The following is a 14,306-nucleotide window of genomic DNA, read 5'->3' as shown; positions in this document are numbered from 1 at the left end:
AAGCGCTTTTTATAACTTAGGTAACTCAAACCTGAATTATGAAGTACAAGCTTTTAACCATCCTGCTGTTTACGGCATCCGTAACTTTTGGGCAAACCGATGTTAAACTCACCGCCAAATTACAGGATCTTTTTAAAGGATTTAACGGCCAGGCCGGTATTTATGTGCATAATTTAAAAACAGGTAAAACGGCTGCTATTAACGCCGATACCTTATTTCCCACTGCCAGCATGATAAAGGTGAGCATACAATGCGGCCTGATGGATAAAATTGAAAAGGGCGAAATGCAGTATAACCAAAAGTTAGTTTACCGCGATTCGTTATTATACAAGGGTGAAGATATTTTAGGGTCGTTTAAAGATAAAGATACGATTGAAGTGAGCAAGATAGCGCTGCTGATGATCACCATGAGCGATAATACGGCAAGCGTATGGCTGCAAAAGTTAGTAGGCGGCGATTATATTAATAACTGGCTTGCTGACAATGGCTTTAAAGTAATGCGGGTAAACTCCCGCGTAGCAGGGCGCGAGGCCATCCGCAGTAAATATGGCTGGGGTGTAACTACACCTTATGAAATGTGCCGTTTGTTTACACTCATCCGCAATGGCAAGGCCGTTAGCCCGGCAGCAAGCGAACGGATGTACCGCAATATGGGCCGTATATTTTGGGATAACACAGCGTTATCACAGATTCCGCCTTATATCCATACAATATCAAAGCAGGGCGCGCTGAATGAATCAAAATCAGAAACCGTATTAGTAAATGCGCCGCATGGCGATTATGTATTCTCCATCATCACCAATAATAATAAAGATCAGCGTTGGGTTAGCGACAATGAGGCTGATGTGCTTATCCGTAATGTATCGGCCCTTTTATGGCATTATTTTGAGCCGGAAAGCAATTGGAAACCTGCTGAAGGGATTGATAAATACATGAAGAATGAATAGTGCCATCAACCTATATTGCCGTTCTTTTAAATTTAACCATAATTGCTGTATATGAAAAAAACTGCTCTCCTTTTTACCTGCATCCTGTTGTTATTTGTAAGCCACCTTTTTGCCCAGCCGGTAAATGAGGGCAGTTATTATACTTCATTCGATGGTACCCGTATCTATTACGAAGTTAAAGGTGAGGGTTACCCGGTTATATTGATCCACGGATTTTCGGGTACCGGGCAGGGATGGAAAAGTTGTGCTGTTTATGCCGATCTGCTACAAGCGGGATACAAGGTTATACTGATAGATCAGCGTGGTAACGGGCATTCAGATAAACCACATAACGAAGCTGCTTATGCCAATGATGCAGAGGCAAAAGATATTATGGGACTGATGAGCAGCCTGCATGTAAAAAACTATGATGCGGTGGGATATTCGCGCGGCTCTATCATTACTTCGCGGTTATTGGTTTTAGATAAGCGGGTAAACAAAGCAGTTATGGGCGGCATGGGCGATGCTTACACCAACCCCGATTGGCCAAGACGGATACATGCCTATAAAGCCCTGATGGGCGATACTACCCTGCACGATGTTGATGATATGGTTAAATATATCCGCTCGCAACACTTTGATGAGCTTTCTCTGGCCTATCAGCAAAAATACCAGCCATCAACCAGTGTAAAGGAGCTGGCAAAAGTTCGCAAACCTGTTTTAATTATAAGGGGTACCGAGGATAAGGAAAATGGATCAGAAACCGGCTTAAACAAACTTATCCCAAACTCAGCGCTAAGTTATGTTCCGGGTAATCACAATACAGCTATCCGTAATGCTGAATTTTCTGCAGCGGTAACCGGTTTTTTAAAGTAACAGCAATAATTGGCCTGCTAAGTAACTGATTAATTTAATAATGGCTTGTTATTTGTATTAGCTGCTGTACAAAAACACAAATCATGAAAAAGTTAATCATATCAGCATCATTAATGTTAGCGCTTACTATAACAGCAGCTACCAAAGCACATGCACAGGATCATAAAATAAGCCCGCAGGGTAAAGGAGCAATAATAGGTGGTGCCGGTGGTGCCGTAGCAGGTGGAATAATAGGCCACGGCGTTAAGGGAGCAGTAATTGGCGGTGCTTTAGGTGCCGGCGGTGGTTATATAATTGGTAACGAAAAACGCCGTCGTGATGAAAAACGCCGCGCAGCTTACCGCAGGGCCCACCGTCATCATTATCACCACACAGTTACTACTACGCACAGATAATAGCAACTACCGTATTAAAAGAATGTTAAAAACGGTAACAAAGTGTATATTCAATTATACACTTTGTTACCGTTTTTATTTTTCAGCTAAAATTTACTTACTAAAAATTACTATTTTAGGGCATAAAGGTTACAACTTTAATTACAGTGGTTTCACTTATACCAATTACCCTGTTTATCTAATTATATTATTCAAGTTATTTTTAAACTAAAGACAAATTTCTGTGCTGAATAAAATGGTAAAAGTTTTTTTAATCTGCTTAATAAACTTATTACCAATTGCATTGGTTGCACAAAACCCAATTGATAAAAACACCAATATTGATACCACCGGGCAAAAAGACCTGATTGATATTGGCCGGTCTATTTTAAAAGATAAACCAAGAGAAGATCAGTTTCAGGAAAAAAAGAGGATCTATTTTTCCATCCTGCCGATATCAACTTCAATACCTGGTGGTGGTACGGCTTTAGTAACTTCAACAACCGCAGGCATTTATTTAGGCGATCCTAAAACAACCTACCTGTCAAGCGTTAGCTTTACGCCTTATTTTAATTTAAAAGGCCGGTATGGCTTACCCATACGATCAAGCATCTGGCTAAAAGACAATAGCTGGAACATACAGGGCGACACCCGTTTTTTGGTTTACCCGCAATATACCTGGGGGCTTGGTGGCAAACAGCGCGAAAACAACAAGTTTTTAGTAAATTATAAATACCTGCGCTTTTACCAAAGTGCGCTTAAACGTTTAACCTCTTACTTTTATTTGGGTATTGGCTATGATATTGATTATTATATTGATGTGGAAGGCAGCAGCACCACCAACTCATTAAGTACCTTTACCAAATACAGGTTTGGTACGCTAAACGAAAAAAGCTATTTTTCATCGGGCCCTACGCTCAATTTACTTTATGATACCCGTAAAAATTCGCTTAACCCCTTCCCCGGTATTTATGCCAATGTAGTTTACAGGTATAATTCAACCGCTTTGGGAAGTGATAATAACTGGCAATCCTTATATGCCGATTTCCGTAAATATGTTTCCCTAACGGATAAGGGCCCTAAAAATATACTGGCATTTTGGTCGTTTTACTGGACATCGTTAACCACAGGCGCACCCTTTTTAAACCTGCCCGCAATTGGCATGGATCCCTACCAGCGATCAGGACGGGGTATAGAACAGAACAGATACCGGGGGCGGCGGTTAATTTATTTTGAAAGTGAGTACCGCCGCGATATTACCAGCAACGGCTTGCTGGGCTTTGTTGTATTTGCCAATGTGAACTCTGCCAGCCAATATCAAAACAATAAGTTTTTGTATTGGAACCCCGCAGCGGGCAGCGGCTTGCGTATCAAATTCAATAAAAAATCAGACACCAATATTTGTATAGATTATGGTTTTAGCAAAAATTACTCAAACGCTATATTAAGTTTAGGCGAGGCCTTTTAAAGCAGTTATATAATAAATACTGCTTGCCAAATTTAAAAGCCACCGGTTAACAATATTTTGTTTTAGTATATTCAAACAATTTTTTTACTTTTTGCTTTTTAGAAAATGAATAAATTTTTACTTATAGCGCTATGCTGCTTTGCACCTTTATTATTAAAAGCACAAACACCTACCGATACACTTAATGTAGTAGATATAGATACAACAGGAAAAACTGATTTACTGGATATTGGCACAAGACTTTTTAAGCTTAAACCAAGACCAAAAACTAAGGAGAAAAAGCAATTTTATTTCTCTATACTTCCTATTTCCTCATCTGTTCCGGGGGGGAGTAAGGCGCTGGTTACTTCAACTACGGCTGGTTTTTATTTAGGCCCGCGTAAAACCACTTATTTATCAAGCGTTACTTTTGCACCTTATTTTAATTTAAAAGGCCGTTATGGTTTGCCTATACACTCCAGTATATGGTTAAAAGACAATGGCTATAACATACAGGGAGATACCCGCTTTTTAGTTTACCCTCAATATACCTGGGGGCTTGGGGGCGGCCAGAGCGAGCAGGATAGGATTTTGGTTAATTTTAACTATGTACGCTTTTACCAAAGTGTTTATAAACGCATAGATCCTTCGTTTTACGTAGGTTTAGGTTATAATCTTGATTATTATTTCAGCATCAACACCAATAACAACCCTACACCGATAACATTGGCGCAGTTTACAGGGTACAAATACGGCACAACCGATGGTAACAATTCCTTTTCATCGGGCCTTACCTTAAATTTCCTGTACGATACCCGCCAAAACTCTATCAATCCAATACCAGGTATATATGCCAACCTTATTTACCGTATAAACTCGCACGTGGTTGGCAGCGATAATAACGCTCAATCGTTATACGTTGATTTCCGTAAATATGTATCGCTTAACAAAAGTGATGACGGAGGTAAAAACCTGATCGCCTTTTGGACCTATTACTGGACAACCCTTACCCAAGGCACACCATACCTGGGCTTACCGGGCATAGGCAATGACCCATATCAACGCTCAGGACGCGGTATAGAACAAAACAGGTACCGCGGCGAAAACCTTATTTATTTTGAAACAGAGTACAGGAAAGATATAACCCACAATGGTTTATTGGGTTTTGTTGTTTTTGCAAATGCAAACACCGCCAGCGAAGTAAACACGCACCGCTTTGCTTATATAAACCCTGCTGCAGGGGCCGGCTTACGTATAAAATTCAACAAAAAATCAGATACCAATATTTGCCTGGATTATGGTTTCAGTAAAGGTTATAATGATTTGGTAATTGGCTTAGGCGAAGCATTTTAAGTAATAATGTCTTTACATTTTTGCAACAGGAGTTACTTAATAATATATTTATAACATATAAATATGGTACCTTTACAACTTTGAACCCCGAAAAGATTTAAGCCCATACATTATTCATTTACTAATAGCATTATACGTAGCTTTTTCGGCCTTTAATTTTAAATATATTTATGGCAAAGCGCATTTTAGTATTGGATGATAACCAGGATATTCTGGACATAGTACATGAAACCCTCACTTACGAGGAGTTTGAGGTAAAAAGCACATCTACAAGCGATACTGTTATTGCAATGGCAGAAAGCTTTTCACCCGATCTGGTTATTTTGGATTATCGCGTAGCGGGTTTAAATGGCGGCGAAATTTGCATGCAGATAAAATCACACCCTCGTTTTAAAAATACACCGGTTATCATTTACTCTGCTTATATCAATCATAACGACGAGCTCCTCTCCTACGGCTGCGACGAAATAATCAACAAGCCTTTTGATTTATCTGAATTGGTAGAAAAAGTTAATAATTTACTTTAAAACACCAACAAGGAATCCAAAAATCCCTGTTTATCAATAAATTCCTGAGCGCTGTTAAGTAAATATCACTTCAAAAAACTCACGAATAACGAAAATAAGAACTAAATATTAATTAAAGGTTATAATAATTAATAAACGGAAAAATACAACTGCCACCTTTAGCATAATACATTTATTCACAATAAAATAACTTAAAAACCACTTCATTTTTTGGAAATTATCATATCTTTGTCTTAATAGTTAATACTACACCCCTAATTAAAATAAATATGGTTCTGTCTGTAAATAATGGTGGCGACACTATTAGTAGAGATAAAAAGGTATACGTGTGCCCAAAGTGCAAAAGCAAACTTGAAGATAGGGTTCGCAGGAGCTTTTTTGTGAAAAACTTCTTATTTTGGCTTCCACTCAAAAGATACTCTTGCTATACGTGTAAAACAAAACCTTACGTTTGGCGCTAAACAATACTTAACCTAAACAATAAAAAACAAACCCAGAGTTAATTTTTTATTTGATTGAAACGTGTTAATATATTTTAAATATTATTCAATAAAATATATTAATTTCATAAATATTTTTTGATTTAATAAATTTTGGCTAACTCTAAAACCTCCAAAGGAAAGTGCCCTAAATGTGGCGCCCTTTTTCATTTTCAAATGCACAGAAGCTGGTTGATGAAGCGCGTTTCCTTCTTTTTCCCGATGAGGAAGTATTTTTGCGCAAAGTGTAAAACTGCATCCTATGTTTTCCTTAACTCTAAAAAAGGCTAACCATACCTGTCAATTATAAAGCTCCTATATTTGATTTTCGTTTAGAATACTGAACATATACCCAAAAACACTACAGTTAAATTTTACTGCACCTGCTGTGCTATAATAATTTAATTTACACGTTTTCAACACCTAACACCGCTTTGTTTAGCTTTATAGTTAACATTTTACATAAGTTAATTTAATTGTCTTAAAACTTAAGCAATACGCTATATAAAGGTGGTATGGTAATTGTGTAGCTGATACACAGTAAGTAAAGTCAATATAAATAGGCGGCAACTAAGCCTGATTACAAATAATAACAATGAAATTAATATGAGAAGGATATTAGCGGTGGATGATGACAGTGACATTTTAGAAGTTTTACAGTTTATACTTGAAGATTCGGGTTATGAGGTAGAAACGCTTTCGGATGGCCAATACTTGTTCGAAAAAATAAATGAAAGCACCCCCGATTTGATCTTATTGGACATTATGTTGGGTAATCTTGACGGCCGCGAACTTTGCCGCGCAGTGAAAACATCTAAAGAAACTAATAATATCCCTGTTATACTGATATCTGCCAGCCATACAGTATCTGATTCATTAAACCAGCAAGGTGCACCAAATGCCTTTATAGCCAAGCCTTTTGATATTAATACCCTTTTAGATGCCATAAAAACACAGCTTACGGCAGCTTAATAATAAAACAGGAATACCTTTTTATATCCCCATCAGGTTAAATACCTTTTTTTCACCCAGACTTAAAATGTTGGCTTTAATTAGCTAAGTATGCTTTTTAAACAACAGTTAAAGTTTTCCACAACTATACCATCCCTTATTTTAGGCCCGTTACTTATAATGTTCTCCACATTATGTGAATTACTATTGTGGAATACATTTTTGCATTTCGTTATTTTCGCAGATCGTTAGTTCGCTCCTTATGATAAAACTGAAATACATCGCCCTATTTGTACCTATATTTTTTGTATTAACCTCACGCGCTCAACAAAACCCGGCATTTGATATTTACCGCACCTATCATGCAGCAGCAGATTTGCTTGATAAGGGTAAATATGTAGCCGCTGCTGAGCAGTTTAGGTTAGTTGAACACTCAAGGCTTAAAACAAGCACGCAACCCAGGTTTGAATCTGAGGTATCGTTATTAAAAGAAAACTGCCAGTATTACGAAGCATTATGTGCCCTTGAATTAGGGAACGACGATGCGGAAAGCATGTTTCAGCGTTTTATAAAAGAACATCCTGAAAATCCTTTAACCAAATTGGCTTATTTCCAGATCGGGCGCTTTTATTCCCGCCAGGAAAAATACACCGATGCACTCCGCTGGTTTGATAAGGTACAGGCCGATGAACTTAGCGGCCGCGAAAACATTGAATACAAGTTTCGTAAAGGCTATGCCTACTTTTCAATTAATGATTATAAGAATGCCCAGCTGCTTTTTAGCGAAGTAAAAACTACCCGTTCGCCATTTACCGATGATGCTACTTATTATTTTGCATATATAGCCTATCTAAATAAAGACTATCACCTTGCGCTCATCAACTTTGAAAAGCTTAAAAAATCAAAGAAATACGAAAACAGCTATCCTTATTATATCACCGCGGTTTACTTTTTAGATAACCGCTATGATGATGTACTAAATTATGCCATCCCCATCATTAATACCACGCACCAGCAAAATGAGCGCGAAATGCTGCGCATAATTGCGGCATCGTACTTTGCCAAAGCTAATTACGACAATGCAGCCAAGTATTACGCCCGCTTTGAGGATGAAGACCAGGGCCGCACCCAAAATACGCAGGACAGTTACCAAATGGGTTATACCTATTATAAGGTAGGCAATTACGCTAAAGCAGCAAGCGAATTAGAGCAACTGCAACAGCATAATGATGTATTTAGCCAATTGGGCAACTATACTTTAGGCGATGTTTTTTTGAAGATGAACAACAAGCAAAGTGCCCGCAGCGCTTATTTTGTAGCTTCAAAACTTAGCTTTGATAAGCAGATACAAGAAGATGCCTTGTTCCAATATGCCAAACTATCTTACGAACTTGATTTTAATACCCAGGCGCTTGATGCTACAAGGTTATACCTTAAAAACTACCCGCGTTCGGGCCGTACAGATGATGTGAAGGTTTTACTGGGGGAGGAATTGCTTAACTCACACAACTATAAAGAGGCTGTTGATATATTAGAGCCTATCCCCAATAAAAATGCAAGCGCGCAGGCAGCCTATCAAAAGGTTACTTACTACCGCGGATTAGAGTTTTACAATGAACGGGCTTTTGAAAATGCTATAGGTATTTTTCTGCGCTCGTTAAAAAACCCGGTTGATGTTAAAATACAGGTACTAACTACTTACTGGATGGCCGAGTCAATGTACGAGGTACGTAAATACAGCGAGTCTGTTGATAATTTTGAAAGGTTCCTTGATTTTCCGGAGGCCAGCGAAACCAGCGTTTATAACTACGCCAATTACGCTTTAGCTTATGCCGCCTTTGGCGATGAGCAGTACAAAAAGGCCGCTGTTTATTTCCAGAAGTTTTTACAGGGCGGCGAAAATGATCCAAGCACTGTTAATGATGCGGTTACCCGCCTTGGCGACAGCTACTTTGTAATGAAGAACTACGGCAAGGCCCTTGAATATTATAACCGCATTATTGATAAACAAAGCCCAGGGCAGGATTATGCTTTATTTCAGCGGGGAATGATACAAGGCTTGCAGGGCTCGCCTGATACCAAGATCAGCACCTTGAGCAATCTGCTGGCAAAATTCCCTAACTCTGATTATGCTGATGATGCCTCGTTTGAGATTGCTTACACTTACTTTATTAAGAGCGATGGCGATAAGGCTAAAAGTGGCCTGCAGGATATGATCAAAAAATATCCAACCAGCAGCTATGTGCCACGCGCTTTAGTAACTATAGGCCTAATTGATTACAATGCTGGCAATGATGACCTGGCTGTTGAATCATTTAAACAGGTTATAAAAGACTATTCATCAACAGATGAGGCCAAGCAATCATTAAAACAGGTTGAAAAGATCTACACCGATAAGGGGGATGCGCAAACGTTTATTAATTATGCATCAACTACGCCTATTGCCAATTATAGTTCGGCAGACCAGGAAAATATTATGATAACTGCTGCCAATAACCTTTATGTAAAAGGCGACTGGCAAGGTACCGTTGGTGCGGTAAATGCTTACTATGATAAGTTTCCTACCAAGCCGATCTATGAAAAGCAGGCAAGATTTATCCGCGCTCAAAGTTTAGTGAACCTGAACAGGACCGATGAAGCCGTTACCGATTACAATGTGATACTAAACGACTGGACAAGCCCTTACACCGAGCAATCATTGATCAGCATGGCTAAGCTGTATATTAATCAGAAAAAGTATAATGAGGCCGTTCCTTTCCTTAAAAAGATAGAAACCAATTCAGAGTATAAGGCCGATTATACTTATGCCCTTAACAACCTGCTGCTTTGCTACTCGCAAATGGAAATGCCCGATGATGCCCTTAATTACGTTACTCTGGTGCGCGACAATGAAAAATCGGCACAGGAAGACAAATTCAGAACCGGTTTATACGCCGGGCAGGCTTATCTGCAAAAAAGAGATACCACCAGTGCGGTTAAGGAGTTTGAATACACCGTTACCAACACAAAAACGGTTGCCGCTGCCGAAGCCAAGTACAATATTGCCCGTATCGAATATCTGAAAGGTAAATACAAGGCATCTCAAAAAACCTGTTTTGATTTGGTGAAGGATCTGCCTAATTATGATTACTGGGTCACCAAAACATTTATCCTGTTAGCCGATAACTATGTGGCGATGAAAGATAATTTCCAGGCTAAGGCAACGCTGCAAAGTATTATTGATAATTATAAAGGCGACGACGATATTTTACCAACTGCCAAACAAAAGCTGGACCAGCTATCACCGCAGGATAAAGACAAGCAGGATACCAAACCAGCCATAACCGGCGAAAAGAAACAGGATAACAAAGAATAAAAATGAGACAAGCAATGAAATTTAAATATATATACACGCTGCTTACCTTAATAATAGCTTTATACTCTGTTCCTGCTGCTGCACAAACAAAGAATAAAGCTAAAACAAAAAAGCCTGCAGCTAAGGCTAAGGTAGTGGCCAAAAAACCGGCACCCGCAAAAGCAAAGCCCAAAACTATACAGCAAAACATTGCTAAAAGTTTAGGAACATCTGCCGCTAAAGTAACCGTTGATACTACTAAAAAAGGTGGCGATGCAACCAACGGCAGCTTATCTGAACAAATTATTGTAACTACCGCTTACAAACCGGTATTAGCCGATGCGGTAAAGATTCGCCGCAACCCTGACCTGGAAGATAAAACACCATTTAAAGCACCGCTAACCTATTTCCCGATAGATAAAAGGCTGGAGCTTAATAACGAGATCAAACCGCTGGATGCCATGAAGCGCCCGGCCGAAAAGGATTCGGCTTTAACCAATAACTATGCAAAAATTGGTTTCGGTAGTTTAAAAACCACTTATGGCGAGGCTTACTTTGCCAATGGCCGCGATAATGCTTTACAGGTAGGCGGCTATTTGAAGCACTTTGCACAAAACGGTAATCTTTACGATCAAAAATCAGCCAAAGAACAAGTTGGCGTATTTGGTAAAAGTATAGGTGCCGAAAACTCCATTAGCGGACGCATTGATTACGATTACCGCAGCAATTATTTTTATGGATACGATCAGCTTAATCCGCCAACTGTATTACAGGTTGATAAACAACATTTCAGCACCATTGGTGCCGAGGCGGAGCTTGCCAAAAATTACAAGGATGTTGAAAACGACTTTACTTACGCCTTAAAGTTAAAGGGTTATGTTTTTAGCGATGCATATCAGGCTAAAGAAAGTAACCTTGTACTATCGGGCTTTATTAACCAAACTGTTAAACAGTTTTATGCCGGCTTAAGCGGTTCGTTAGATCTGAGTACGCAGAAAGATAGTTTATATAATTACAACAACAGCATATTAAGGTTAAACCCTTATATCAAATTCCAGGGCGATAATTATAAAATTGATGCCGGGATCAATGTGGTTGATGAGTTTGGCTTTACGTCAAAATTTTATATCTTCCCTGCTGCCAAGCTGGAGTTTCAGGTTATACCAAAATATGTACGCCTGTTTGTTGAAGCAAAAGGCGATGTAAACAAAACATCGTTACGTGATTTTTCGGTAGTAAACCCTTTCCTTGGCCAAAACTTAAATATAAAGAACTCGGTTGATCAGCTGGATCTGACTGCAGGTTTAAAAGGAGTAATTGCACCGGGCTTAGGCTTTAAAGCTACAATATTCCGTAACAGTATTAAAGATATGCCATTGTTTGTGAGCGATTTTAACCTTGCAACAGGCTATAACAGGTTTAAGGTTATTTATGATGATGGCAGAGCGCGGGTAACCGGGTTTAATGGCGAGCTGGACTATAAGGTATCAGACGATCTGGATATTTTTGGCCGTGCTGAATTTAAAGATTACCAGATGGCTACCGTAGCACAGCCCTGGAACTTACCTAAATTTACCATGACGGCTGGTACAAACATCCACATCAGTGATAAGGTAAATGTATCAGGTACATTGATGATCCGTGGTTCGGCTTTAGATCCGCGCTTATCAACCATAGGTACAGTTACGGCACCAACGTCCATCAACTCATTTGCTGATTTGAGCGGTAATGTTGAGTATAAGGCTACCAAACAATTGATTGTTTTTGTACACGTAAATAATATTTTAAACAGTGGCGCCCAAACGTGGTTATTTTACCCGGATTACGGGTTTAACATATTTGGCGGCGTAGGTTATAGTTTTTAAGCTTTTTGATATTTTATAATTAACCGTACTTTTAGCGGAATGAATTTAGCTGATTACTTAAGTGAATTATTAGGTCAGTACGACGAAGTAAGCGTACCTGGCCTTGGCTATTTTGTGCGCGAACGCGTAAAAGGTTATTATAACGACCAGGAAGCTAAGTTTTATCCGCCCTATCACCAGGTTAAGTTTGTTAACCAGCTTAAGGATGATGATACTTTTGCCGAGTATGTTGCTGAAAAGAAGAACATATCAATTGCATCATCAAAATACTTTGCCGAAAAATTTGTTAGTCAGTTAAAAGACCAGGCATTAACCGGCAAATACCTTTTTGCCGATCTGGGCCTGTTTTATACAGAACAAGGTCAGCTTGTTTTTAAACCCAATGATAAAGTAGCCGACGATCCTTCATTTTATGGTTATCCGCCTTTAAATGCTTATAAAGTTGTGCAATCCTTCAATGGCGAATCAAAACCTGTATTTACAGAAACCGGACCAGGGCCGGTAACACTGGCTCCGCCTGTACAAACCATTGAGCAGCAGCAATACTTTGAAGAAGAAATTGACCGGAAAAAATCAGTAAACATCTGGCTGGTATTAATAGGTATAATTGTGTTTATTGCACTGACTATATTTGGTATCTACAAATTTTACCCTGCTGCTTTTGATAAGCTGAATGCAACCTATCACAGTATTATTGGTAAAAAAGATACTGCTACAGTGATAAAACACGATACCACTAATGATGCTGCATCAAAAACCATAAGGCCTGCCGCTATAGTTGCTGCAAAGCCTGTTGATACTGCTAACAATCACTGGCAATATGATGTAATATTGCACGATGAATTTAAGCAGCTGGTAAGCGCCAACGCCGAAGTAAGATTTTTAAAATCAAAGGGAGTTGAAGCAAGAGTTTTACCCTTGACTGAAGCCCCTGGCCCGCTTTATAAAATATCCTTTAAAACCTGCACTACCCGCGCCGAGGCTGAACAAGCTATGCTTGATTTAGTGAACGAGGGCAAAATCAATAAAGATCTTTTAATACTATCCATAAATACCCAGAAATGACATTATTATTCTTACAGATAACTGATACCGCACACAAACTTATTGATACCGCCAGCCATGCAGGCCAGCCGGGAGCACCCATCCCTGAACAGGAACTACGCTTTGGCGATCTGTTGGTAAAAGGTGGCTGGGTAATGGTACCTATTGGTATTTTGGCCGTATTAGGTTTAGTGATATTTTTTGAACGCTTTTTCACCATCCGCAAGGCATCCAGAAATGAATCAAACCTGATGGTTCAGGTGCGTTCAAGCATCATTACCGGTAACCTTGAATCGGCTATAGCTATTTGCCGTAACAGCAATACTCCACTTGGCCGTATGCTGCAAAAAGGATTGCTGCGCATTGGCCGCCCAATTAAGGATATTGAAGGCGCTATTGAAAATATTGGCAAACTGGAAGTATCCAAACTTGAAAAAAACATTGGTATTTTGGGTATAGTTGCCGGTATTGCCCCCATGTTTGGATTTTTAGGAACCATTGCCGGGGTTATCAAAATATTTTATGATATATCAAAAACCGATAACATCAGCATGGGTGTTATATCTGGTGGTTTGTATGTAAAAATGGTAACATCGGCAGCTGGTTTATTTGTTGGTATTGTTGCCTATGTATGCTACCATATTTTAAATATGATGGTGGATAAAGTGATATTGAAGCTTGAAACGGATGCCATTGAATTTATTGACCTGTTAGAGGAGCCAAGCAAATGAATTTAAGAAAAAAACAACGGGGTGTTTCGGCCGAAGTGCATACATCGGCCATGAACGACATCATGTTTTTCTTGCTTTTGTTTTTCCTGATCGCATCAACAGTAACCAACCCCAACGTGGTAAAGTTATTGCTGCCCAAATCATCATCAGGCAAATCGGTATCAAAAAAAACGGTCAATGTATCTATCAGTAAGGATCTGCAATATACAGTAGACAAAAAAGTGGTAGCCTTAGCTGATCTGCCAAATATTTTGGCAGGTTATAAAAAGTTAACCTCAGAACTAACCATAGTTTTATACGTTGACAAAACTGTAGCTATACAGGATGTGGTATCGGTAATGGATATATCGCAAAAACTTAATATTAAACTGGTTTTGGCAACAGAACCTAAATAAGGTA

12 protein-coding genes are annotated in these 14,306 nt (G+C 39.1%); all 12 read left to right on the top strand.

Annotation, left to right across the window (positions count from 1 at the left end; all coding sequences use genetic code 11):
* The first annotated feature begins 38 nt into the window (after positions 1-38).
* The 12 genes from ACQY4U_RS07875 (at position 39) to ACQY4U_RS07820 (ending at position 14,302) form a co-directional block, all read left to right on the top strand.
* Positions 39-947: a serine hydrolase gene (locus ACQY4U_RS07875; protein WP_428328847.1), complete on the top strand. Its 909-nt coding sequence runs from the start codon at positions 39-41 to the stop codon at positions 945-947.
* 51 nt (positions 948-998) lie between these two features.
* Positions 999-1,802: an alpha/beta fold hydrolase gene (locus ACQY4U_RS07870; RefSeq protein ID WP_428328846.1), complete on the top strand. Its 804-nt coding sequence runs from the start codon at positions 999-1,001 to the stop codon at positions 1,800-1,802.
* Between the two features lie 83 nt (positions 1,803-1,885).
* Positions 1,886-2,197, top strand: coding sequence for a YMGG-like glycine zipper-containing protein (locus ACQY4U_RS07865; RefSeq protein ID WP_428328845.1), 312 nt, complete (start codon positions 1,886-1,888; stop codon positions 2,195-2,197).
* A 235-nt stretch (positions 2,198-2,432) separates the two neighbouring features.
* Positions 2,433-3,644: a hypothetical protein gene (locus ACQY4U_RS07860; RefSeq protein WP_428328844.1), complete on the top strand. Its 1,212-nt coding sequence runs from the start codon at positions 2,433-2,435 to the stop codon at positions 3,642-3,644.
* 105 nt (positions 3,645-3,749) lie between these two features.
* A complete protein-coding gene (locus ACQY4U_RS07855; protein WP_428328843.1) occupies positions 3,750-4,976 on the top strand; it encodes a BamA/TamA family outer membrane protein in 1,227 nt (408 codons plus the stop codon).
* 170 nt (positions 4,977-5,146) lie between these two features.
* Positions 5,147-5,503 (top strand): response regulator transcription factor, encoded by a 357-nt coding sequence (locus tag ACQY4U_RS07850; RefSeq protein ID WP_428328842.1) that lies wholly within the window; start codon positions 5,147-5,149, stop codon positions 5,501-5,503.
* A gap of 1,085 nt (positions 5,504-6,588) precedes the next feature.
* Positions 6,589-6,954 (top strand): response regulator, encoded by a 366-nt coding sequence (locus ACQY4U_RS07845; RefSeq protein WP_428328841.1) that lies wholly within the window; start codon positions 6,589-6,591, stop codon positions 6,952-6,954.
* A 241-nt stretch (positions 6,955-7,195) separates the two neighbouring features.
* A complete protein-coding gene (locus ACQY4U_RS07840; protein WP_428328840.1) occupies positions 7,196-10,288 on the top strand; it encodes a tetratricopeptide repeat protein in 3,093 nt (1,030 codons plus the stop codon).
* A gap of 14 nt (positions 10,289-10,302) precedes the next feature.
* Positions 10,303-12,132: a hypothetical protein gene (locus ACQY4U_RS07835; RefSeq protein WP_428328839.1), complete on the top strand. Its 1,830-nt coding sequence runs from the start codon at positions 10,303-10,305 to the stop codon at positions 12,130-12,132.
* 39 nt (positions 12,133-12,171) lie between these two features.
* On the top strand, positions 12,172-13,197 hold the full coding sequence (locus tag ACQY4U_RS07830) for a hypothetical protein (RefSeq protein ID WP_428328838.1): 1,026 nt from the start codon (positions 12,172-12,174) through the stop codon (positions 13,195-13,197).
* Positions 13,194-13,907 (top strand): MotA/TolQ/ExbB proton channel family protein, encoded by a 714-nt coding sequence (locus tag ACQY4U_RS07825; RefSeq protein WP_428328837.1) that lies wholly within the window; start codon positions 13,194-13,196, stop codon positions 13,905-13,907. The genes ACQY4U_RS07830 and ACQY4U_RS07825 overlap by 4 nt, the downstream gene beginning before the upstream one ends.
* Positions 13,904-14,302, top strand: coding sequence for an ExbD/TolR family protein (locus tag ACQY4U_RS07820; RefSeq protein WP_428328836.1), 399 nt, complete (start codon positions 13,904-13,906; stop codon positions 14,300-14,302). Before ACQY4U_RS07825 ends, ACQY4U_RS07820 begins: the two co-directional genes overlap by 4 nt.
* The last annotated feature ends 4 nt before the right edge of the window (positions 14,303-14,306 follow it).

It is taken from the genome of Mucilaginibacter sp., from assembly GCF_965277465.1.
Lineage (GTDB): Bacteria > Bacteroidota > Bacteroidia > Sphingobacteriales > Sphingobacteriaceae > Mucilaginibacter.
This window is presented reverse-complemented; position numbering and strand designations above follow the sequence as displayed.

Bases quoted from the DNA above. Each gene is read 5' to 3' on its own strand.
- ACQY4U_RS07875 (WP_428328847.1), top strand. From the start codon at position 39: ATGAAGTACAAGCTTTTAACCATCCTGCTGTTTACGGCATCCGTAACT.
- ACQY4U_RS07870 (WP_428328846.1), top strand. From the start codon at position 999: ATGAAAAAAACTGCTCTCCTTTTTACCTGCATCCTGTTGTTATTTGTA.
- ACQY4U_RS07865 (WP_428328845.1), top strand. From the start codon at position 1,886: ATGAAAAAGTTAATCATATCAGCATCATTAATGTTAGCGCTTACTATA.
- ACQY4U_RS07860 (WP_428328844.1), top strand. From the start codon at position 2,433: ATGGTAAAAGTTTTTTTAATCTGCTTAATAAACTTATTACCAATTGCA.
- ACQY4U_RS07855 (WP_428328843.1), top strand. From the start codon at position 3,750: ATGAATAAATTTTTACTTATAGCGCTATGCTGCTTTGCACCTTTATTA.
- ACQY4U_RS07850 (WP_428328842.1), top strand. From the start codon at position 5,147: ATGGCAAAGCGCATTTTAGTATTGGATGATAACCAGGATATTCTGGAC.
- ACQY4U_RS07845 (WP_428328841.1), top strand. From the start codon at position 6,589: ATGAGAAGGATATTAGCGGTGGATGATGACAGTGACATTTTAGAAGTT.
- ACQY4U_RS07840 (WP_428328840.1), top strand. From the start codon at position 7,196: ATGATAAAACTGAAATACATCGCCCTATTTGTACCTATATTTTTTGTA.
- ACQY4U_RS07835 (WP_428328839.1), top strand. From the start codon at position 10,303: ATGAAATTTAAATATATATACACGCTGCTTACCTTAATAATAGCTTTA.
- ACQY4U_RS07830 (WP_428328838.1), top strand. From the start codon at position 12,172: ATGAATTTAGCTGATTACTTAAGTGAATTATTAGGTCAGTACGACGAA.
- ACQY4U_RS07825 (WP_428328837.1), top strand. From the start codon at position 13,194: ATGACATTATTATTCTTACAGATAACTGATACCGCACACAAACTTATT.
- ACQY4U_RS07820 (WP_428328836.1), top strand. From the start codon at position 13,904: ATGAATTTAAGAAAAAAACAACGGGGTGTTTCGGCCGAAGTGCATACA.